This is a genomic window from Bacillus sp. S2(2019), assembly GCF_005144805.1.
GTDB lineage: Bacteria > Bacillota > Bacilli > Bacillales > Bacillaceae > Bacillus > Bacillus altitudinis.
Genome location: NZ_SWFL01000001.1, coordinates 324,363 through 346,653 on the forward strand (window position 1 = coordinate 324,363; position 22,291 = coordinate 346,653).

General features: G+C 42.3%; 24 protein-coding genes. All 24 read right to left on the bottom strand.

What is annotated here, in order from left to right:
• Positions 1 to 3: 3 nt before the first annotated feature.
• Positions 4 to 1,164, bottom strand: a complete 1,161-nt coding sequence (gene sucC / locus FBF75_RS01615; protein ID WP_008344824.1) for an ADP-forming succinate--CoA ligase subunit beta — start codon at positions 1,162 to 1,164, stop codon at positions 4 to 6.
• A gap of 166 nt (positions 1,165 to 1,330) precedes the next feature.
• Positions 1,331 to 1,606 carry a FlhB-like flagellar biosynthesis protein gene (locus tag FBF75_RS01620; protein ID WP_008344827.1) on the bottom strand — a complete coding sequence of 92 codons (276 nt, stop codon included), beginning with the start codon at positions 1,604 to 1,606 and terminating at the stop codon, positions 1,331 to 1,333.
• The gene (locus FBF75_RS01625; protein WP_025207327.1) at positions 1,603 to 3,336 is read right to left on the bottom strand and encodes a hypothetical protein; all 1,734 of its coding nucleotides are present in this window, start codon (positions 3,334 to 3,336) and stop codon (positions 1,603 to 1,605) included. The genes FBF75_RS01620 and FBF75_RS01625 overlap by 4 nt, the downstream gene beginning before the upstream one ends.
• A gap of 28 nt (positions 3,337 to 3,364) precedes the next feature.
• Positions 3,365 to 4,129 carry a ribonuclease HII gene (locus FBF75_RS01630; protein WP_046343529.1) on the bottom strand — a complete coding sequence of 255 codons (765 nt, stop codon included), beginning with the start codon at positions 4,127 to 4,129 and terminating at the stop codon, positions 3,365 to 3,367.
• A gap of 76 nt (positions 4,130 to 4,205) precedes the next feature.
• Complete coding sequence (gene ylqF, locus FBF75_RS01635) at positions 4,206 to 5,054, bottom strand: ribosome biogenesis GTPase YlqF (RefSeq protein WP_007499632.1); 849 nt, start codon at positions 5,052 to 5,054, stop codon at positions 4,206 to 4,208.
• Between the two features lie 92 nt (positions 5,055 to 5,146).
• Complete coding sequence (gene rplS / locus FBF75_RS01640; protein WP_008344834.1) at positions 5,147 to 5,494, bottom strand: 50S ribosomal protein L19; 348 nt, start codon at positions 5,492 to 5,494, stop codon at positions 5,147 to 5,149.
• A gap of 137 nt (positions 5,495 to 5,631) precedes the next feature.
• Positions 5,632 to 6,366 carry a tRNA (guanosine(37)-N1)-methyltransferase TrmD gene (gene trmD, locus FBF75_RS01645; protein WP_007499635.1) on the bottom strand — a complete coding sequence of 245 codons (735 nt, stop codon included), beginning with the start codon at positions 6,364 to 6,366 and terminating at the stop codon, positions 5,632 to 5,634.
• Positions 6,363 to 6,887, bottom strand: a complete 525-nt coding sequence (gene rimM / locus FBF75_RS01650) for a ribosome maturation factor RimM (protein ID WP_008344836.1) — start codon at positions 6,885 to 6,887, stop codon at positions 6,363 to 6,365. The genes trmD and rimM overlap by 4 nt, the downstream gene beginning before the upstream one ends.
• An 8-nt stretch (positions 6,888 to 6,895) precedes the next feature.
• Positions 6,896 to 7,282, bottom strand: a complete 387-nt coding sequence (locus FBF75_RS01655; RefSeq protein ID WP_136944385.1) for a YlqD family protein — start codon at positions 7,280 to 7,282, stop codon at positions 6,896 to 6,898.
• Between the two features lie 103 nt (positions 7,283 to 7,385).
• Entirely contained in the window at positions 7,386 to 7,631 is a 246-nt protein-coding gene (locus FBF75_RS01660) for a KH domain-containing protein (protein WP_012009937.1), read from the bottom strand.
• Entirely contained in the window at positions 7,631 to 7,903 is a 273-nt protein-coding gene (rpsP, locus tag FBF75_RS01665) for a 30S ribosomal protein S16 (RefSeq protein WP_008344841.1), read from the bottom strand. The genes FBF75_RS01660 and rpsP overlap by 1 nt, the downstream gene beginning before the upstream one ends.
• Before the next feature lie 105 nt (positions 7,904 to 8,008).
• Positions 8,009 to 9,352 (bottom strand): signal recognition particle protein, encoded by a 1,344-nt coding sequence (gene ffh, locus FBF75_RS01670; protein ID WP_008344842.1) that lies wholly within the window; start codon positions 9,350 to 9,352, stop codon positions 8,009 to 8,011.
• Positions 9,353 to 9,365: 13 nt separating this feature from the next.
• Positions 9,366 to 9,698: a putative DNA-binding protein gene (locus tag FBF75_RS01675; protein WP_008344844.1), complete on the bottom strand. Its 333-nt coding sequence runs from the start codon at positions 9,696 to 9,698 to the stop codon at positions 9,366 to 9,368.
• A gap of 77 nt (positions 9,699 to 9,775) precedes the next feature.
• The gene (locus FBF75_RS01680; protein WP_240692307.1) at positions 9,776 to 10,057 is read right to left on the bottom strand and encodes a hypothetical protein; all 282 of its coding nucleotides are present in this window, start codon (positions 10,055 to 10,057) and stop codon (positions 9,776 to 9,778) included.
• The gene (gene ftsY, locus FBF75_RS01685) at positions 10,041 to 11,027 is read right to left on the bottom strand and encodes a signal recognition particle-docking protein FtsY (RefSeq protein ID WP_017359097.1); all 987 of its coding nucleotides are present in this window, start codon (positions 11,025 to 11,027) and stop codon (positions 10,041 to 10,043) included. Before ftsY ends, FBF75_RS01680 begins: the two co-directional genes overlap by 17 nt.
• A gap of 21 nt (positions 11,028 to 11,048) precedes the next feature.
• The gene (gene smc, locus FBF75_RS01690; protein WP_136944386.1) at positions 11,049 to 14,609 is read right to left on the bottom strand and encodes a chromosome segregation protein SMC; all 3,561 of its coding nucleotides are present in this window, start codon (positions 14,607 to 14,609) and stop codon (positions 11,049 to 11,051) included.
• Positions 14,610 to 14,714: 105 nt separating this feature from the next.
• Positions 14,715 to 15,458, bottom strand: a complete 744-nt coding sequence (gene rnc / locus FBF75_RS01695) for a ribonuclease III (protein WP_017367233.1) — start codon at positions 15,456 to 15,458, stop codon at positions 14,715 to 14,717.
• Positions 15,459 to 15,642: 184 nt separating this feature from the next.
• Positions 15,643 to 15,876 carry an acyl carrier protein gene (gene acpP / locus FBF75_RS01700; protein WP_003212028.1) on the bottom strand — a complete coding sequence of 78 codons (234 nt, stop codon included), beginning with the start codon at positions 15,874 to 15,876 and terminating at the stop codon, positions 15,643 to 15,645.
• 81 nt (positions 15,877 to 15,957) lie between these two features.
• The gene (gene fabG, locus FBF75_RS01705) at positions 15,958 to 16,701 is read right to left on the bottom strand and encodes a 3-oxoacyl-[acyl-carrier-protein] reductase (RefSeq protein ID WP_039166716.1); all 744 of its coding nucleotides are present in this window, start codon (positions 16,699 to 16,701) and stop codon (positions 15,958 to 15,960) included.
• Positions 16,701 to 17,645, bottom strand: coding sequence for an ACP S-malonyltransferase (gene fabD, locus FBF75_RS01710; RefSeq protein WP_136944387.1), 945 nt, complete (start codon positions 17,643 to 17,645; stop codon positions 16,701 to 16,703). Before fabD ends, fabG begins: the two co-directional genes overlap by 1 nt.
• Positions 17,646 to 17,660: 15 nt before the next feature.
• Complete coding sequence (plsX, locus tag FBF75_RS01715; RefSeq protein WP_098680344.1) at positions 17,661 to 18,659, bottom strand: phosphate acyltransferase PlsX; 999 nt, start codon at positions 18,657 to 18,659, stop codon at positions 17,661 to 17,663.
• Positions 18,660 to 18,674: 15 nt separating this feature from the next.
• Entirely contained in the window at positions 18,675 to 19,241 is a 567-nt protein-coding gene (gene fapR / locus FBF75_RS01720) for a transcription factor FapR (protein ID WP_008344859.1), read from the bottom strand.
• Positions 19,242 to 19,353: 112 nt separating this feature from the next.
• Positions 19,354 to 21,402, bottom strand: a complete 2,049-nt coding sequence (recG, locus tag FBF75_RS01725) for an ATP-dependent DNA helicase RecG (protein ID WP_072367275.1) — start codon at positions 21,400 to 21,402, stop codon at positions 19,354 to 19,356.
• Entirely contained in the window at positions 21,380 to 22,282 is a 903-nt protein-coding gene (sdaAA, locus tag FBF75_RS01730) for an L-serine ammonia-lyase, iron-sulfur-dependent, subunit alpha (RefSeq protein ID WP_008354543.1), read from the bottom strand. The genes recG and sdaAA overlap by 23 nt, the downstream gene beginning before the upstream one ends.
• Between the last annotated feature and the right edge of the window lie 9 nt (positions 22,283 to 22,291).

The following is a 22,291-nucleotide window of genomic DNA, read 5'->3' on the forward strand; positions in this document are numbered from 1 at the left end:
GCTCTACTTGACTAAAGATACAATCTTTTCTGCCCCGTCAGCCATAGACTCAGCAGAAGTGATATTTAAGCCTGAATCACTCAGGATTTTCTTCCCTAATTCAACGTTTGTTCCTTCAAGACGTACAACGAGTGGTAATGTTAAGCCGACTTGTTTCGTCGCTTCAACAACACCTTCTGCAATGACATCACATTTCATGATGCCGCCAAAAATGTTCACGAAAATCCCTTTGACATTTTGATCAGATAAGATGATTTTAAATGCTTCCGTTACTTTTTCAGCAGTTGCACCGCCGCCAACATCAAGGAAGTTTGCAGGGTCCCCGCCGTAATGCTTGATGATATCCATTGTAGACATCGCAAGGCCTGCTCCATTCACCATGCAGCCAATATTCCCATCTAGAGAAATGTAGCTTAGGTCATATTTAGATGCTTCAATCTCTTTTGGATCTTCTTCATCAAGGTCACGGTATTCTAATATATCTTTTTGTCTATATAAGGCATTGCTATCAAAGTTTAATTTTGCATCAAGTGCCATGACTTTTCCATCACCTGTTACAACAAGAGGATTTATCTCGGCAATTGAACAATCCTTTTCAATAAACGCATTGTAAAGGCTTGTCATAAACTTAACAGCTTGACCAACTAATTTTGTTGGAATATTAATTTTAAACGCAACTTCTCTCGCCTGATAGGCTTGGAGACCAATCGCTGGGTCGATGACCACTTTCACGATTTTTTCTGGCGTTTTTTCTGCTACTTCTTCAATTTCAGTACCGCCCTCTTCAGAAGCCATCAAAACAATTCTTGATGTCGCTCTATCCAAAACGAGTCCTACATAGTACTCTTTTTGAATATCGCAGCCTTCTTCAATAAGTAAGCGTTTTATTTCGCGCCCTTCAGGCCCTGTTTGATGTGTGACAAGTGTCTTGCCGAGCAATTCCTCTGCAAACCCTTTCACTTCATCTTTTGTTTTTGCAATTTTTACCCCACCTGCTTTACCACGGCCGCCTGCATGAATCTGTGCTTTTACGACATATACAGAGCTTCCAAGCTCTTCTGATGCTTTCACTGCTTCATCAGGTGTAAATGCTACTTTACCATTTGGAACTGAAACCCCATATTTTCTTAGGATTTCTTTTCCTTGGTACTCATGGATATTCATTTCCCATCCTCCCAACATATGTAGAAACAAAAATTATAAAATAGACTGCGCTTTCATTTTAAAGAATAAAAAAGAGAATGTCTAGGGTTCTATGTAAAATCGTAAAATCCTTCTAAACATTCAAACTTTTATTTTATTAAAAATATAAATTTTTCAGTCAAAACACTTATTTTTTCATTTTTTGATCCAATCGATAGATAAATGAAAATATTTCTGCTACAGTATCGTATAACGCTTCTGGGATTTCCTCATCGAGCGTTAAGTGGCGCATCAGTTCTACTAAATTACGGTCTTCTTGAATAGGGACCCCAGCTTTTTGAGCTTCTTCAATAATATGATCAGCCACATAGCCGCTGCCTGTTGCAACGACTTTTGGCGCTTTTTGTTTTTCTTCATCATAGTGTAGAGCGACCGCTCTTCTAAGCGGTTTTGAATCTTTCATACTCGTAAGTCAAGCCCTTTCTCGCTGATTTTATGAAAGTGTTCATCTAGAAAGTCAGACGGATCAATTGGCTCTTCTCTCTTTTTCGCTGTAATCCCCGTCAAACTATACCCTAGGGCATTTAAATTCTCTCGAACAGCTGGAATCATTGGATTAATGGTCCCTTGAAGTTCGTGAGCCGTCTCGACTGTAATTGACATCACTTTTTGCTGAATCGTACAGTCTATTAACGTTTCTTCTAAGTTCTCCATGTTTAAATAAAACATTAAACGGCACTGAGAAATATCAATAGAGCCATCTTTTTTCTTATGCCCTTTTAGAATAAAGGTTAAATCTTGAACACTATGTTTTGAGAAAAGAGGGTAAGAAACCATCATTTGACTAACTGTTTGGTTTTCCTGATGCACTAGTAACTGCCCATTTAATCTATGGAATAATTGATCCATTTCTTTTTTTACGGGCTCGGGAACATCAGCTTGCCTTGCATCATTTAAAACCATCTTTAATTGGTGAAGCTCTTGGCTTTTGACATCTTGGTTGCCCTTTTCCAGTAATTTCAGCATCCCAATTTCATCTCGTACACCTATCGCTTTTTTCATCGTCATCAGTAAATCGAGTACATCGGTTTTATTGCTTAATGCAGGTTCAGTCTGCTGAATGACCTTTGCCAATGTGTTCGCCTCTGTTTTTGAAAGAAACGGAAATTCCTTTTGAAGCACGGCTGCCTTTGCGTCAGCCTGTGGCCCTGCCTGCTGGACTGCTTGAACCAGTAATGTGAGCTGTTTTACATCAAGCTGCCGCTGTCCGTCTATGCCTTGCTTTGTGATGCTTGTCAGAATGCGTTCTATTTGCTGAAGCGGGAGCTGTTTTGGACTTAATAATTGCTGCACGCTGTTCTGATTCACTGTATCCACCTGTCGCCCTTGTATAGCGGCGGGCTGGCTCTGCTTTGTTTGCTGAGCCGGATTGACATGAGGCTGCACCAGCTGCAAGCTTTCTCCTTGCTTCGTTTGACCTTCTTTTGCTCCTAGAAGCACCGATAAGAGCTTTTCTGCATGAACAGTTGTCTCAGCATTTACAACCGTACGAACGGCCTGTGTAAGAGCCTGTGTGGCTTCTGATTGCTTCGGAAGCTGTGTTAATCGATCTAGCAGTGCTGTCACATCCTGATGAAGTGCAGAGGGGGATTTCATCGCTAATATTGATTGGAGCACTCCTTGCTGAATCGGCAAATCTTTCTTTAAAGCAAAAAGAAGTGCTTGCAGACCTTTTTTGATATCCGCGCCTTGAAGTTGTTCAATCCATTTTACTGCCGTTTTTAACTCTGCTTCGTTGATGACCGGTTTTTCTTTTAAAAAGGCTGTAGCTGTTAACATTTGTTCAAGTCCATTTTTAAGCGACAGACCTTCTAGTAGTTTAGCTGCGGCATCTTTTAATGTTTTTGGATCTTGGTCAAATTGCTGAACAGGTCTTAATTTACTCAGACTGTCTCCACCTTCTTGTTCTAACTGGAACCAGTAGAAAGAATCGGCTTTGAGCTGAGCCGCTAGCTGCGCTTTTATTTTGGTAGCGCCTATTTGAACAAGCGCTGTATCATCACCAAGCATTTTTAGTACTTTGCCAAGTATGAGCCGGTGAATATTTTCCTTTCCTTCCGTGTTAAGCGGAACAGATTCTGCCGTATTCAGCCGACTATTCAGTGCAGTATGTATATCTTCAACTCTTGTCATCACAGGCAGCCTCCTTGTGTCAAAATATTTATGAAATAACAGATTTCACTGGTGCAAATGATAACCGGTGGATAGGTGTGGCGCCATGTGTTTGAATGGCAGCAAGGTGCTCTTTCGTTCCATACCCTTTATGTTTTTCAAATTGATACTCAGGGTACTGGCGTCCATACTCTTCCATCATTTGGTCCCTTGTCACTTTGGCAATACATGCACCAGCTGCGATGGATGCGCTTTTAGCATCTCCTTTGATGATATTCTCCTGTTGAGTAGGAAGCGGGAGCGTCATCGCATCTATGAGTAGATAATCAGGTGTGTGAGTAAGCTGCTTTACAGCCCTCACCATCGCCAGTCTTGATGCTTCGTATATATTGATTTCGTCAATCGTTGCCGCATCAACAATGCCGATGCCGATGTCGAGGGCTTCCTTTTGAATGAGCTCATAATAGGTCATTCTTTTTTTCTCAGATAGCTGTTTTGAATCATTTAAACCGAGTAGGACGGTATCTTCTTTTAATATCACAGCTGCCGCAACCACTGGGCCAGCGAGTGGTCCTCTTCCTGCTTCATCTATGCCTGCAATATAAGTGTATCCTTGCGCTCTTGCTTTGGTTTCAAATTGCAGCATTTGCTTCCATGCTGCATGTAGTTCTTGCTGCTTTTCTCTGTCTTTGTTCCATTTGTCCATCAGCTTCTGGACACTTTTTCTTGTATCGTCTTTCAATAGTTCACGAATGTATGACTCGTCGTCAGCATGTTGTTCTATTAATGCTTTTATTTGTTTGACCGTGTACATTGGCTTTTCCGCAGCCTCCTTCTTTATATCGGCAGTTTTTCGCAAAAAATAAAGACCCGCATGAGCTGCGTGTCTTTTAGCTTTCAGGCTTCTCAAAAGTGAGGGGACCAAATTTTTCCGTTCGAATATCCCGAATAATGATTTCGGTCGTTTTGTCGTAATTAATGAACCCTCCACTCATCAGGCAGCCGCGTTTTGTGCCAATGGCATCAAACAGCTCAACTGTATCTTCAGGTATTTCTGCTAGATCATAGCGTTTTTTTAATCGCTCTGGATAGTGCTCTTCTAAAAAGCGTAGCGCATAAACGGCGACATCCTGCAAGTTGATGATTGAGTCTTTAATCGCTCCGGTGACGGCCAGCCTAAGACCTACTTGTTCATCTTCAAATTTCGGCCAGAGAATTCCGGGGGTATCGAGCAGTTCAAGTTCTTTTCCTACCTTCACCCATTGCTGTGACGTCGTAATACCAGGTCGATCTCCTGTTTTCGCAATATTTTTCTTTGCCAACCGATTGATCAGCGTTGATTTGCCGACATTGGGAATTCCGATAATCAAAGCTCGAATGGCACGCGGCTTAACACCTTTTGCTTTCATTCGATCGAACTTTTCTTTTAAGATTTCTTTTGATGTCGTAATGATTTGATTTAACCCTTGTCCATCGACAGAATTAATGGCAAGCGACCGTACACCTTGCGCTTCAAAGTGTGCCTGCCACTCTTTTGTCATACGAGGATCTGCTTTATCTGCTTTGTTCAAAAGCATAATTTTCGGTTTGTTTTGGAGGATTTCTTCAATCATTGGGTTTCTAGAGGACATCGGAATTCTTGCATCGGTTAATTCAAATACGATGTCGATGAGCTTTAATTTTTCTGTGACTTCCCGTCTTGCTTTTGCCATATGGCCTGGAAACCATTGAATTGTCATATGTGCACCTTCTCTCTTCTAACGGTTGTCTCTCTATACATTGTACAAAAAAAGAGCCTGTTACAGGTAACAAGCTCTTTCCTTTGATATCATTATCGTCTGATTTCTTTGATACGAGCCGCTTTACCGCGAAGTTCACGTAGGTAGTAAAGTTTCGCACGACGTACCTTACCGTGACGTACAACTTCGATCTTAGCGATTTTTGGTGTGTGTACAGGGAATGTACGCTCAACGCCTACACCGTAAGAGATCTTACGAACTGTGAAAGTTTCGCTGATTCCACCACCACGACGCTTAATTACAACACCTTCAAAGATCTGGATACGCTCACGAGTACCCTCGACAACTTTCACGTGTACACGTAAAGTGTCACCAGGACGGAACGCAGGAAGATCAGTGCGTAATTGTTCTTTTGTGATTTCTTCAATCAATTGTTGCATCGTTTTCAACTCCTTCCAACAGATGCTCATGTCCTCTTTCTTCATTGCAGCGGAACATCGTTTTCAAACTTGAATCGGCAAGCCGTCCAAGTCACAAGTAGTATCATACCACACCTGTATACCTTGTGCAATACAATCTAGTCATTATGAAGCTGCCAAAGCCATCTTTTTTCTTCATCCGTTAATGTTTTGCAAGAATCGATCAAATCTGGCCGTCTTGTATAGGTTCGCTTCAACGATTCTTTACGCCGCCACTCTTCAATTTTGGCATGATTTCCAGAGAGAAGCACATCTGGTACTTTCAATCCTTTATAATCAGCTGGTCTTGTATAGTGCGGATGCTCAAGCAGACCTGTACTAAATGAATCTTCGATATGAGACGCTTCTTTTCCAAGCACATGAGGCAAAAGCCTGACCACACTGTCTGCAATCATCATCGCCGGCAGCTCTCCGCCTGTGAGAACGAAATCTCCGATTGAAATTTCATCTGTGACAAGATGCTCCCTGATGCGCTCATCGTAGCCTTCATAGTGGCCGCAAATGAACATAAGATGCTCTTCTTTTGCAAGCTCTTCTGCTTTCTTTTGTGTATATCTTTCTCCTTGAGGACAGACAAGAATAATGCGGGGCTTCTTGTTTGCTTTTTTCGTTAAATCTTCTACCGCATCAAATACAGGCTGTGCTTTCAGAACCATGCCAGCACCGCCGCCATACGGATAGTCATCCACTGTTTTATGTTTATGATCGGAATACTCCCTAAAATTCACGACATCAAATGAGACCGCATCTTTTTCCTGAGCTTTTTTTAAGATCGATGAGTGAAGCACCCCTTCAAACATTTCAGGAAACAGTGTTAAAAAGTCAATTTTCATTCGTCAATGAGTCCTTCCATCACTTCAATGTGTACTTTCTTGGATGAAATATCAACTGTTTTGACGACAGATGGAATATAAGGGATGAGGGCATCTTTTTTGCCTTTTCTTCCAACCACCCATACATCATTTGCCCCTGGCGTTAAAACCTCTTTGATTTGACCAATCAGTTTGTCCTCTTCATCATATACTTCACAGCCGATGATTTCGTGGAAATAGAATTCCCCTTCATCTAATGAACCAAGGTGTTCTTTTTCTACTTTTAAAATCGACTCTTTTAATTGCTCAGCTTCATTTAACGAGCCAACTTCTTCAAATGTCAGTAAATCAAATTGTTTGTGCTGTCTATGTGATGCGACAGTCACTTTTAGCGGTTCTTTTTGATTTTGTTTGAAAATATAAAGGACGCTGCCTTTTTTGTAGCGTTCTTCTGGGAAATCAGTCTTTGACACAACACGTACTTCTCCGCGCACTCCATGTGTATTGACGATCTTTCCGACATTCAACCATTCTAGCTCCATGTTCTCAATCACCCCTGACGTATTTCCACAATGGTGCCGTCTTTCACGACGATGACATTGTCTTGCATTTTGTCATCCCATTTATCACCTATTTTTACTTCAATCAGCGCATCCACTTCTGTTTCTTTCATTTCACTGCCAAGAGGCAAGATATGCAGCTGCTCGACTTGAAAATCAATTTGCCTCATTTTCTCTTGTCTTTTTTCAATGGCTTTTTGAAATTGAGGGATGGCTTCTTGCTGATGTGGTTCTTTTTCATGCTTTTTTAGTTGAAAATATAGTTGATTGCATTCACGTTCTAGTCTTTCTTTTTTCTCCAAAAAAGTCATTAACAGTTTGTCCTTACTGCTTTCAGTTAATACTTGCATGACGGTGACATGTTGAATGATCTGCATCTTCCTTTTTGTCCCCCTATCCGAAGGCATTTGTCCTCTACAGTATAACGAAAAATAGATTTAAACGTGTAAAAAAAGGGGAGGTCCTAAGCCCTCTCCCTTTTTAGTCAGCAATCTCAAGTTGAACTTTCTTAGAAGACTCTGCACTTGCTGCAAACATGACTGTTCGTATCGCTTTAGCTGTACGCCCCTGCTTTCCGATCACTTTTCCGGTATCTTCAGCATTGACAGACAGTGTGTAAATGACCTGCTCATCTTTTTCTAATGAAGATACGTGAATATCTTCAGGGAAATCAACAAGTGGCTCGACGATGGACACAATCAATTCTTCCAAGGACAGCTCATTCATTATTTGCTGTTTTTCGCATTATGAAATTTTTCAAGAATTCCTTGGCTTGAGAAAAGGTTACGAACTGTATCAGATGGTTTCGCACCATTTTGAAGCCATTTAAGCGCTAATTCTTCGTTGATTTTCACCTCAGCTGGTGATACCACTGGGTTGTAAGTTCCAACTGTTTCGATGAAACGACCGTCACGTGGTGAACGAGAATCTGCTACAACAATACGATAGAAAGGAGATTTTTTTGCTCCCATACGTTTTAAACGAATTTTTACTGCCATTTTACTAGCACCTCCGAAAATATTTCAACAAGATAGTATATTAACAATGATAAAAGGGTTTGTAAAGTGTTTTTTCTTAACAACGGTTTTATCATGTATAACCAATTACATAAATGGTAATTTAAAGCCGCCTTTTTTCTTTCCTTTGGACATGTTGGTCATTTGCTTCATCATCTTTTTCATTTCGTCAAATTGTTTTAAAAGGCGATTGACTTCCTGTACAGATGTTCCGCTTCCTTTTGCAATCCGTTTTCTGCGGCTTGCATTGATGACCTCTGGCTGTTCTTTTTCTTCGGTCGTCATTGATTTAATAATCGCTTCGATGTGATTGAGCTGCTTTTCGTCTACTTGGACGTTTTTGAGCCCTTTCATTTTACCGGCTCCCGGCATCATTTGAATCAGTTCATCAAGTGGACCCATGTTGCGAACCTGCCCAAGCTGCTCGAGGAAATCATCGAGCGTGAAGCTCATTGTCCGCATTTTTTGTTCAAGCTCTTTCGCTTTATCTTGGTCAACGTTTGCTTGTGCTTTTTCAATAAGCGTGAGCACATCTCCCATGCCAAGAATTCTCGATGCCATCCGCTCCGGGTGGAATGGTTCAATTGCATCAAGCTTTTCACCTAGTGCGGCGAATTTAATCGGCGTATTTGTGACTGCACGAATTGAAAGTGCTGCCCCGCCTCGCGTATCACCGTCTAGTTTTGTCAGAACGACACCTGTTAAACCAAGCTGTTCATTAAAGCTTTTTGCGACATTGACAGCATCTTGACCAGTCATCGAGTCAACAACGAGGAAAATCTCTTCTGGATTTGCGACTTCTTTTACTTTCTGAAGTTCATCCATTAAGTCTTCATCAATATGAAGACGTCCTGCTGTATCTAAAATGACATAATCGTGATGTTCTTCTTTCGCTTTTTCAATTGCCTGTTTGGCAATTTCGACAGGACTAACTTGATCACCTAATGAGAATACGGGCATATCAAGCTGTTTCCCAAGCGTTTGAAGCTGCTGGATCGCTGCTGGTCTGTAAATATCAGCGGCCACCATCATCGGCTTGCGATTATGTTTTTTGCGAAGTAAGTTGGCAAGCTTTCCAGTTGTGGTCGTTTTACCTGCCCCTTGAAGACCAACCATCATAATGACAGTTGGAGATTTTTTCGCTACAGCGATTTTACTCTCTTCCCCGCCCATTAATTCAGTGAGTTCTTCTTTTACAACTTTAATGACCTGTTGTCCTGGGGTAAGACTTTGCATGACCTCTTGTCCAACTGCCCGCTCGCTTACTTTTTTCACAAAGTCTTTGACTACTTTAAAATTGACGTCAGCTTCAAGAAGGGCAAGGCGTACCTCGCGCATCATTTCTTTTACATCTTGCTCTGACACTTTTCCTTTGCCGCGGATTTTTGAAATCGTCTGCTGCAGTCGGTCGGCTAATCCTTCAAATGCCATACTGTGCCGCCTCCTAATCTAATTTCTCAAGCGATTCAATTAAAGCTTCTGCTTCTTCCTTTTGCGCGGAATCTGCTACAAGCTCTCTCATTTTTGTGAGAAGTTCTTTACGCTCTTTAAATTTCTTAAACAAGAGCAGCTTTTCTTCATATTGTTCAAGCATCGCTTCAGTCCGTTTAATATTATCATAAACAGCCTGTCTTGATACTTCATATTCATCCGCAATTTCACCGAGGGAAAAATCGTCTAGGTAGTAAAGCGACATGTAGCTCTTTTGTTTTGCGGTCAACAACGATTGATAGAAATCAAACAAGTAGTTCATTCTCGTTGTCTTTTCAAGCGTCATGGGCTCTCTCCCCTTTGTTAAGTTCATTCCCTTTACAACAACTAAGTTTACACGGTTCTGATCTATGTGTCAAGTTTTTATCTTGTCACTTCCTGCGGCGATATATAAATAAAAATGCCGGCAATTTTGCCGGCATCCCCAGATTGTTGACAAAGGGCTAAAATGAACTTGATTTTAGCACTTTGTCTTCTTTTCAGCGTGATAGAAAACCTTTGAAGTCTAGGAAGGACGAGTACTGGCGCGGAGCGAATGTCACATTCGTGAGCACCAGCACGCAGGACTGACAAAGAATGCGAGGGTTTGTCTACACGCTGAATGCCGGCAGTTTTGCCGACATCTTGATTAGTCTTCTTGATCAATCATGTCTGAGAATAATCCGTACACATACGATTCAGCATCGAACTCTTGCAGATCGTCTACTTTTTCACCTAATCCGACAAGTTTTACAGGGATGTTGAGCTCATTGCGAATGGCAAGAACAATCCCGCCTTTTGCAGTACCGTCAAGCTTTGTTAAAGCGATACCTGTCACGTTTGTTGCTTTAGAAAATTCCTTCGCTTGCGCCATCGCATTTTGACCCGTTGTCGCATCAAGGGCAAGCAGTACTTCATGCGGTGCATCGGGCACTTCGCGTTCAATGACTCTCTTGACCTTCTCCAGCTCTTTCATCAAGTTGACTTTATTTTGCAGTCTGCCTGCTGTATCACAGATCAGGACATCTGCTTTTTTGGCTTTAGCTGATTGAACGGCATCATAGATGACCGCTGCCGGGTCAGAGCCTGCTGTTTGTTTAACGACAGGAACACCAGAGCGCTCGCCCCATACTTCAAGCTGCTCAATCGCCCCCGCACGGAACGTATCACCTGCTGCTAAAATGACGGATTTCCCTTCATTTTTCAGCTTGTTTGCCAGCTTACCAATGGTTGTGGTTTTACCGACACCGTTCACGCCTACAAATAAAATAATATTTAAACGGCCGTCTTCAATGTTCAGTTCAGAGATTTGTTCCTCACCGCTATTGTAAATCTCCACGAGTTTTTCAGAGATGACTGCTTGTACTTCACTTGGGTCTTGAATGTTTCTTAATTTCACTTCTTTTTTCAGCTCATCAATCAGTTCCATCACAGTCGTGAAACCAACATCAGCACCGATTAACACTTCTTCTAGTTCTTCAAAAAAGTCTTCATCCACTTTACGATAGCGAGAAATGAGTTCATTTACTTTTCCCTGAAACGAATTTCTCGTTTTTTCAAGTCCATCTTTAAACTTTTCTGATACTGAATCGGTTTGCTGCGTAAATTTTTCTTTTAATTTCTTAAAAAAGCTCATTGGTTCAAAAACCTCCTTTAATTACTGGACAAGCTCTTTCGTTTCCTCTAGTTTGACAGATACCAGTTTTGAGACACCTGACTCCTGCATCGTGACACCGTACAGAACATCTGCTTCTTCCATGGTTCCTTTTCGGTGTGTAATCACAATGAACTGTGTTTCTTGGCTATATTTCTTTAAATACTGGGCAAAGCGGAACACATTCGCTTCATCAAGCGCTGCTTCTACCTCATCTAGCACACAGAATGGAACAGGTCTCACTTTTAAGATCGAGAATAATAAAGCGATGGCTGTTAATGCTCTTTCTCCGCCTGAAAGCAGGCTTAGATTTTGCAGCTTTTTCCCCGGCGGCTGCGCCACAATATCGACGCCTGAGTTTAGTAAATCGTTTGGATCTGTGAGCTTAAGGTCTGCTCTTCCTCCGCCAAATAATGCTTGGAAAACAGATTCAAAATGCCCGCGGATTTGAGAGAATGTCTCAGAGAAACGTTTCGTCATCTCCTGATCCATTTCTTCAATGACTTGGAATAACGTATTTTTCGCTTCTGTCAGATCATTGCGCTGTTCAGTTAAGAAGAGAAAACGTTCATTCACACGTTCATACTCGTCAATACTGCCTAAGTTCACTGTTCCAAGCTCTTCAATGGCTAGTTTGATCAATTTCACGCGTTTTCTTGCTTCATCCGGCGATAGCGTCAGATGATACATTTCTTTTGCTCCTTCAAACGAAAGGGCATACTCTTCGTTTAAATAGGCGATGAGGTTATCAAGTTCAACTTCCATGCGGCCAAGCTTGATTTCTTCATCTTTTAAGCTTGTCGTGAGCTGTTTATACAGGCGTTTTTGCTCTTTTAGTTCACGTTCTGCGAATTCTAATGTTTCAGAAAGAGCCAGGCGCTGTTTGCGTCGCTCTGAGATAAGCGCTGTCGTTTTGTTTTTATGTTCCAGTTTCTCTTTTGCCGCTTCTTCCAGTTGTTCGGCGCCGCTTGAGCTGGATGACATTTCACTTGTTAAGAGGGACAAATCTTCTTTTGTTTCCGTCAGCGTCTTTTCAGCCTCTTCTAATTCAGCCGTTAAGCTCGATAGTTTTTCTTGTTCATTCGCTAAAGACTGCTCTTTTTTGGCAAGCGAGATTTTCAGCTCTGTTAATTCGGAAGAAATGGTTTCTTTCGTTGAGCTTTGGGTCTGCTTCCGTTTTGTTAACGTGTTGATCTCTTCGTCAAGAGAGGTCAGTTTCTCACCTATAGATGTTTCAAGGGCTGCCTGCTCTTTGTCCTTGATCGCAAGTTCGCTAGAGCGCTGCTGCAACTCTTCTTTTTCTTGATCATAGAGCTCTAGATGAGCGTTAATATTTTTTTCAGCTACTTGCAGTTCATATAATGTCCCTTTTAACTCTTGCTGCTTTTCTCGAAGCATTTCGCCGCGCTGACGCAGTTCATTTAATTGGACTTCGCTTTCGGCAATCGATTGCTTCGTTTCTTTTGTTTCTTTTTCAAGGATCGTTGTTTTTTCTTCCATTTCAACGAGTTGCTTTGTTAACGTTTCAATCTCTCGGTTTCTGGAGAGGAGGGAATTGTTCTTTTTCTTTACGCCTCCCCCAGTCATTGAACCGCCTGGGTTCACCACGTCCCCATCAAGGGTCACGATACGATAACGATGTCCAAGCATTTTCGCTAGCTCATTGGCACCTTTTAAGTCTTTCACGATTAGGACTGTTCCAAGCAAATTCCGAATGACTTTTTCATACTTTTCATCAAAGGAAACGAGCTGACTCGCTACGCCGATAAATGCGTCATGCTGCTCAGCTGTTTGAATATCTCTGAACTGAATGGTTCGTTCTTTGATGACGTTCATCGGCAGGAAGGTCGCACGCCCAAAGGAATGCTGCTTTAAGTATCCAATGGCCTGCCTGGCAGCCGCTTCATTTTCAGTAACGACATGCTGCGTGGCTGCGCCAAGTGCAATTTCAATCGCTGTTTCATGTTGCTGCTCTGTTTGAATCAGCTCTGCAATCGCCCCGTGAATGCCACCTAACCGATCCTTTGCCTTTAAAACCTCTTTCACTCCTTGGAAAAATCCTGAGAAGTCTTCCTGCATGGATTCAAGCATTTCTTTTTTAGATTTTGCCTGCTGTACATATTGATAGGCTTGGTAAAGAGCCGTTTCTTTTTTCTCGTATTGACGTTTCATCTGCTCTAGCTTTTGTTCCGCTTCTCTAAAGCGTTTCACCTGAGCCAAAATGTCTTCTTCTCGTTCTGAAAGTTGCTTTTCGGCTTCTGTTTTCTTTTCCTTCACAGATACCCGTTCTTCGATATGTTTCTGATTATTTTGCGTTAACCGCTCTAGCTGCAAGGCTGCTTGGCGCTGCTGTTCTTCTAGTAATGTGCGTTCGTTTCGGATAGAAGCTTGCTCGTTTAATAGGTCAAAATAATCGTTTTTTAGCTGTTCAATTTGCCCTTCCACATCTTCACTATGAAGAGACAGCTGATGCTGTTTTGTTTTCACTTCATCTTTTAGCTGCTGCACTTCTGTTTGCAGGCTGTCACGTGTGATTTTCTGCTGTTCAATCTTTTCCGTTAACAACGACTGTTTTTCGGTTAAACGCACGAGCGTGTCTTCTAGCTGCCCTTGGTTAGCGGCCGCATTTTTTTTCCGTTCTTTTAGAACTTCTTTTTTCCCTTCAAGCTTTTCTAGTTCTTCACTTGTGAAAAGGAGGACTTCTTGGAGGTCATGAATCGAATCGTCAAGCGCCTGAATACGGTCTCTCGATTCTTCGATTTTGGCTTCCTTCGCTTGAATGTCTGTGGACTGCTTCATTTCATCTTGTTTGAACCGCTCGACAGCTTCACCAAGTGTTGTCCATTTTTTGTGCAGTGCTTCAATATCATGGACGGTGAGAGCAATTTCTACATTTTCAAGTTCTTCTTTCTTTTGCAGATAGTCTTTTGCGATAGATGCCTGCATTCTTAGTGGTTCTACTTGATCTTCTAGTTCATGCAGAATATCTTCCACCCGGTTTAAGTTGTCCTGCGTTTCAAACAGTTTATTCTCGGCTTTTTTCTTTCTTGTTTTATATTTCAGGACACCAGCTGCTTCTTCAAAGATGCTACGTCTTTCTTCAGCTTTACTCGATAGAATCTCTTCTACCTTACCTTGGCTGATGATCGAAAAAGCTTCTTTTCCAAGACCTGAATCCATGAAAAGATCAATAATATCCTTTAAGCGGACAGATTGATTGTTAATGAGAAATTCACTTTCTCCAGAACGATAGACTCTTCTTGTCACACTGACTTCGTGAAAATCGATCGGCAAAAAGTGATCTTCGTTATCGAGCGTTAATGTCACTTCTGCTAAGTTGACTCGTTTTCTTGAGTCACTTCCTGCAAAAATGATGTCTTCCATTTTTCCTCCGCGGAGGCTTTTTGCTGATTGCTCTCCAAGTACCCAGCGGATCGCATCAGTAATATTACTTTTGCCGCTTCCGTTTGGTCCAACAACAGCTGTAACCCCTTTGACAAAGTCTACAGTCACCCGCTGTGCGAAAGATTTGAATCCTATCACGTCTAAACGTTTGAGGAACATGAGAGTGATCCTCCTTATGTATTTAAAGTACTATTATCTTACCATATGAACTGAAAAAAGATGATGGAAAACAGAGTGAAATCCCCCTGAATCACGAGGGGGATTTTATTGGTTCATATGATGTTTCTGTAATTTAGCAAGTGCTTCCTGTGCAGCATGCTGTTCCGCTTCTTTTTTTGAACGGCCATTTCCAATTCCGAGCACTTCTCCTCTAAGGGATACATTGGCTTCAAATTCCCGGTTATGTGCTGGACCTTTTTCATGCAGGATTCGGTATTCAAGTACACCTTTTCCATCTCGCTGAACAAATTCTTGAAGCTGGCTTTTAAAGTCCATGACATGTGAGAATGCCCCGTCATTAATTTTCGGGTATACATAGGCTTCTAGGAATCGTTCAACAGGCTCAAGTCCTTGATCTAAATAAAGCGCTCCGATAAACGCCTCAAATACGTCTGCTAAGAGTGCCGGACGCTTTCTGCCGCCTGTCATTTCTTCCCCTTTTCCTAAAAGAACAAGGTCTCCAAAGGACAGCTCATGTGCTAATGACACAAGTGATGGCTCACATACGATCGCCGCTCTCAGTTTTGTTAAATCTCCCTCGCTCATGGCTGGGTACTTTGCAAATAAGAACTGTGAGATCGTCAACTCTAGAACAGCGTCCCCTAAAAATTCAAGTCTTTCATTATCCTCATAAGGTTTTTTCCGATGCTCGTTCACATAAGAGGAATGTGTAAAGGCTTGATAGAGTAGTTTTTCATTTTTAAAGTGTACAGAAATGCGCTGCTGAAATTCTCTGAATTGCTCTAGTTTTTTGCTCTGTTTCTGTTTGTCTTTATAGTGTTTTGGCATAGCAACCTCCAGGTAGGCGTCATCGCCTTTAAGGATACTGATTATATGGAGTCTCTCTTTCTACATGCAAGGAAACCGTGCTCCTTAGCATCTGAAAAAGGCTGACAATTGATCAGCTGAATATGTTGAAACTAACATAAATTTTCAAAGTCCCGCCATGAAAATAGACGGGACTTTGTTACGCTTATTGCTGGCTATTTATGTAGTTCACAGCGTCACCGACTGTTGCAATTTTTTCAGCATCTTCGTCAGAAATTTCCATATCGAACTCATCTTCAAGTTCCATAACTAGCTCAACTACATCAAGGGAATCAGCGCCTAAATCTTCTTTAAATGAAGCTTCCATTTTCACGTCAGCCTCATCAACGCCAAGGCGGTCTACAATAATTTTTGATACACGCTCTAATACGTCTGCCATTGCCTTTCACCTCCCCTCAAAGTATTATAGTTGATTCGTTTTTAAAAAACTAGAGAAAACGTAACGAAATTTTGATATTTCTTAGGACATAACCATTCCGCCATCCACTTGGATGGTTTGGCCTGTAATATAACCTGCTCCTTCTGAAGCTAAAAAGACAACAACGTTGCTTATATCTTCAGGCGCACCAAAGCGTGCGAGCGGGATTTGCTTTAGCATTTCTGTTTGAACATTCTCATCAAGCTTGTCAGTCATATCAGTAGAAATAAAGCCTGGTGCTACGGCATTGACTGTAATATGACGGCTTGCCAGCTCTTTCGCTGTTGTTTTCGTTAAACCGATCACACCAGCTTTTGCTGCAACGTAGTTTGCTTGTCCAGGGTTTCCGCAAACGCCGACAACAGATGCTACATTGATGATTCTTCCGCTGCGCTGTTTCATCATTTGACGTGTCACAGCTTTTGTACAGTTGAAGACACCTTTTAAGTTTATGTTAATGACATCATCCCATTCATTTTCTTTCATTCTCATGAGCAAGTTGTCCTTTGTAATTCCAGCATTATTCACAAGAATGTCGATTGAACCAAATGTATCAACGGTTTGTTTCATTAATGCCTGTACATCTTCTGCATTTGACACATCCGCTTTGACAGCAAAAGCCTGCTGGCCAAGTGCTTTGATCTCATCGACGACTTCATTTGCTTTTGCTTCGTTGCCTGAATAGTTCACCACAACATTGGCACCTTTTTTCGCCAAATCGATCGCAATCGAACGGCCAATACCGCGAGATGCACCTGTGACAACGGCTGTTTTATTTGTAAGCATCAAGAATCCCCCTTGAGTGTTTGAATAGCTGCTTCAATTGTTTCTTGATCTGATACGGAAATGGTCGTCAGGCGGCGATTGACTTTTTTCACAAGACCTGAGAGCACTTTACCAGGACCAATTTCAATAAATGTTGTCACACCTAAGTCAATCAGGCGTTCTACACTTTCTTCAAATCGAACAGGAGAATACAATTGTTCAATCAGCTTCGTTTCAATTTCATTACGTGATGTCACGATGTCTGCTGTTACGTTTGAAATCACTGGCGTCGCGGCATCAGAAATGTCTAATTTAGATAATACATCTGTGAATTTTTCAGCTGCTGGTTTCATTAATGCAGAATGGAAAGGTCCACTCACTTCAAGTGGAATTGCACGTTTTGCGCCCTTTTCTTTCGCTTTCTCTGATGCAAGTTCCACACCTTTTGCTGTACCAGAGATGACGATTTGGCCCGGACAGTTTAAGTTCGCAAGTTCTACAAGATGACCGCTTTCTGTCACTTCTTTTGTCACTTCTACAAGCGCTGCTTGGTCTAAGCCAAGAATCGCCGCCATTGCGCCTTCTCCTGCTGGAACGGCTTCATTCATTAATTCGCCGCGCTTTCTCACTGCGAAAACGGCATCTTTAAACGAAAGAGCTCCCGCTGCAACAAGGGCTGTATATTCACCCAGACTGTGCCCTGCTGCATAATCTGCTTTGATTCCGCTCTCTTCAAATTTCTTTAAGATCGCGATGCTTGTCGTTAAAAGAGCTGGCTGTGCATTATATGTCAGCGTCAGTTCTTTTGCATCTCCTTCAAAAATCATTGAAGATAAATCAAAATCAAGGGTCTGATCTGCTTCTTCAAACACAGCTTTAGATGCTGCTTCTTGGTCAAATAAATCTTTTCCCATGCCAATTTTTTGAGAGCCTTGGCCTGGGAATAAAAAAGCAATTTTACTCATGCTGCTCTACCTCCATTACGACTCATTCGTGTCTTCTTTTTGAACTTCTTGATGAATGATAGCTGAAACGTCTTTTATAACGATATCGCGCGCCTGACGAATGGCATGAAAAATCGCATTTTCATCAGAGGAACCATGCGCTTTAATAACGGGTGCTTTTAAACCAAATAATGCGGCACCACCATATTCGGAGTAATCCATTTTAGATTTCATCTGCATTAATTTTGGCTTCATCATACCTGCTGCTATTTTAGCTGTGAAGCTGGATGTTAAGGTTTCTTTCAGCATCTTAAAAACAGAAAGGGCTGTGCCTTCGATCGTTTTAAGGGCGATATTCCCCGTGAAACCATCTGTGACAACGACATCAGCTACACCTTCTAATAAGTCACGCGATTCTACATTTCCTACGAAATTCAAATCTGATGCTTTTAATAATTCAAAGGTTTTTTTCGTTAAATCGTTGCCTTTTTTATCTTCTGTCCCGACATTTAAAAGTCCAACGCGTGGATTGCTCTTCGGGAAGACATGCTCTGCGTAAATAGATCCCATCATGGCATATTGCACAAGATGCTCTGGCTTTGCATCAACGTTTGCACCGACATCCAATAATAAGAACCCGCTACCATCAAGTGTTGGCAACGTCGGAGCAAGTGCTGGTCTGTCAATGCCATCAATTCTGCCTACGATAAACAGGCCTGCTGTCATGAGTGCCCCAGTATTTCCAGCTGAAATACAGGCATCTGCTCTTCCTTCTGAAACTTCCTGCGCCATTTTCACCATAGAAGAATCCTTTTTACGTCTCACTGCACGCACTGGTTCATCCGTTGGTTCAATGACTTCTTTTGCATCTAAGATCGTGATGCGTTCATGATTTGTTATGTATGATTTGATCTTGCTTTCATCGCCGACAAGTGTAATCTCGATATCTGAAAATGCTTCTAAGCTTTTTTTCACACCGTCAATAATGGCTTTAGGGGCATGATCTCCCCCCATTGCATCGACTGCAATTCTCATGTTATGTGCCACCTTTTACTTTTGTTTTGAGCGATACATGACGAAATCGCCTGAGAAGACAACTTCCTCACCTACATAGCTGTTTACTTCAACTACGGTTCTGCCTTTTTCTTTATCATGTGAGGCAACTTTGGCTTTTGAGACGACTCTTTCGCCTTGTTTGACCTGCCTTGTAAACTTAATATTTGCTTTTGCTGTCAAAGCCAGTTCATCGTCGATGACGGCTACTGCCAGCGAATTTGCCTGGGCAAAAAGATGATGTCCCCTGGCAATTTGGTTACGGCTGAATACATGCTCTTTTCTCACTTCAAAAATGGAAATCGCTTGATCATCAAGCTCTACATCAATCATTTCTCCAATGACTTCATCCAGCGGAAGAGACTTCACTTCATCCTCTAATGTCTTTTCGGCCACGTGCTTAATTCTTTCGCGTAATTCAGGGATTGACAGCTCCAAACGGTCAAGACGAACTGTTTGAATGCTTACACCGAATTTACTTGCCAATTCTTCATCAGTAATGAACGGAGTCGAGCTGATCGTTTGCTGGAGAAGCCTTTGTCGTTCTTTTTTATTTAGTTTCATATGCAGACACCATCCGTACATTTATGACTAGGTACTAATAGTAGTATATAATCTCATAGATGATAAATCAATCCTTGTTTCAAAAAGACAAGAAAATTCCTCCAGCACTTGATCAGCTCAATTTATCTCCGCCTAGCACACCGCTGTCTACGAGTGTTTGCCTAAGTTCTTTGTATTCAGGTTCTGTCCAAAAGGCTTCAGACTGCACGAGCTCTGCCGCATCTTTTCTAGCGGTTTCAAGCGCTCTATAGTCATGAACCATGTCTGCCACTTTAAATTCAGGCATACCGCTTTGTTTCTTGCCAAAGAAGTCGCCAGGGCCTCTTAGTTCTAAGTCCTTTTCAGACAGTTCAAAGCCATCCGTTGTTTCAGACATGATCCGCATGCGCTCTTTACCGGTCTCTGATTTAGGGTCCGCCATTAAAATACAAAAAGATTGATGCTCTCCGCGTCCGACCCGGCCTCTTAACTGATGAAGCTGTGACAGTCCAAAGCGGTCCGCATCATAAATGACCATGATGGTCGCATTTGGCACGTTGACTCCAACTTCAACAACTGTCGTTGACACAAGGATTTGCACTTCATTGGAAGTGAAATCTCTCATCACTTGATCTTTTTCATCACTTGCGAGTTTCCCATGCATTAAGCCGATCGACCATTTTCCGCGATACGCCTCTGTCAGCATGCTGTGAACATCAATCGCATTTTGGACATCCAGTTTGTCTGATTCTTCTATAAGTGGACAAATAATATACGCTTGTCTGCCTTTTCTCAGCTCTTTATCAACAAAAGCAAGAATCCGTTCAAGCATGTCATGCTTCACCCAATACGTTTCAATCTGCTTTCGGCCGGCTGGCAGCTCATCAATGACAGAGACGTCCATTTCTCCAAATACTGTGATGGCAAGCGTTCTTGGAATCGGCGTTGCGGTCATAAACAAAACATCTGGGTCCTGCCCTTTGCTTCGCAGTTTTTTCCGCTGTTCCACGCCGAACCTGTGCTGTTCATCTGTAATAACAAGACCAAGCTGCTGAAATTCCACTTCGTCCTGGATAAGGGCATGCGTGCCGACTAAAATATCAATATCTCCCTCTTTCAGACGTTCAAGCAGTTCTCTGCGGCGCTTTCCTTTCACTGAACTCGTCAAAAGAGCAATATTTAGCCCCCATTTTTCAAATAGCTGATACAGTGAATCGGCATGCTGTTCTGCCAAAATTTCAGTTGGCACCATCAGCGCACCTTGAAAGCCGGATAAATGAGCGGCATAAAGGGCAATTGCCGCTACAGCTGTTTTCCCCGATCCAACATCACCTTGAAGAAGCCGGTTCATCCGGTACGGGGATGCCATATCTGACATAATTTCATCCAGCACTCTTGATTGTGCTTTTGTCAGCGGGAACGGCAGGCTATGAACAAACTCAAAGACCGCCTCTTTTGAAAACGGATGCTGGATGCCTGATGTTTTTTCTCGTTCTTTTTTTCTGATCGCCTGCATCTTCAGCTGAAAGATGAGAAATTCCTCGTACACGAAGCGTCGTCTTGCTTGCTTGAGCGAGTCTCTCGTTTCAGGGAGATGAATGGTTTTTAGTGCTTCTTGATAAGACATGAGTTTATAAGCAGCTACAAGTTGCTTTGGCAGTGGATCTTCTGCATGGTCTACATAGAGTGACAACGCTTGTTTCACAAATCGTCTCATCATCTTCACGGTTACATTTTCTTTGACCGAATAAACAGGTTCTATACTGCCATCTTGTTCGTGTGTTCCTTTTTTAAATTCCTGCACCATAATGGATTGCCGGTTTTTATCCCACTTCCCTGTGACGGATACCGTATCGCCTAAAACAAGACTTCGTTTTAAATAAGGGCGATTGAAGCATATGGCTGTAATCAAAAAACGACCGACAAGCAGCCTGAATGTCAGCCTGCTTCGTTTTTTTCCATAATAGGTGAGAACGGGCTCACTGTGCACTTTTCCTTCAACTGTGACACGTTCGTCATGTCTGACTTCTTCTAAGTTGCGAAGCTCATAGTCGTCATATCGATAAGGAAAGTAGCCGAGTAAATCGGCTACTGTGTAGATTCCAAGTTCATTTAGTGTTTTTTCTGTTTCTTCTCCAATCCCTTTGAGGGCAGAGATCTTATCTTGCAGTTTCTGTATCACGAGATGAGGTCACACCTCCGAAAATCTTCTTTTCAAGCTCCCTTGCTGTCGGTGTTGCAGCAAGTCCGCCTTGTGCAGTCTCACGAAGAGCTGTTGGCATCGTTTGACCAATTTTGTACATCGCATCAATGACTTCATCACAAGGGATGCGGCTTGTAATGCCGGCAAGTGCCATATCTGCTGCAATCATCGCATTAGAAGCGCCCATTGCGTTTCGTTTCACACATGGCACTTCCACAAGTCCTGCGACTGGATCGCAAACAAGACCCAGCATATTTTTTAAGGTGATGGCCATGGCTTCAGCGGATTGCTGCGGCGTACCGCCTGCCATTTCTACAATGGCTGCTGCTGCCATACCTGATGCAGATCCTACTTCTGCCTGACAGCCGCCTGCTGCACCAGAGATACTTGCGTTATTGGCGACAACAAAACCAAATGCACCAGATGTAAATAGGAATCTGACCATTTGTTCCTTTGTTGGCTTTAATGTTTCTTTCACCGCAAAGAGCGTTCCTGGCACAACACCTGCTGAGCCAGCTGTAGGCGTTGCACAGATCGTTCCCATTGCTGCATTCACTTCATTTGTTGCCACTGCCTTACTCACGGCATCTAAAATGGTATGACCAGACAATGTTTTGCCTGATGCGATATATGCTTGAAGTTTCACCGCATCCCCGCCTGTTAAACCAGATAATGATTTCACACCTTTCAGTCCGTTTTCAACGGCCTGTTCCATCACTTCTAGGTTGCGGTACATCTGCGAGAAAATGTCTTCACGTGACTTCCCTGTCACTTCCATTTCTTGAGTAATCATAATTTCTGAAATGGAGGTATTCCGTTCTTCTGTTAGCTGCACGAGTTCTTTGACGTTTTTAAACATCATACATAA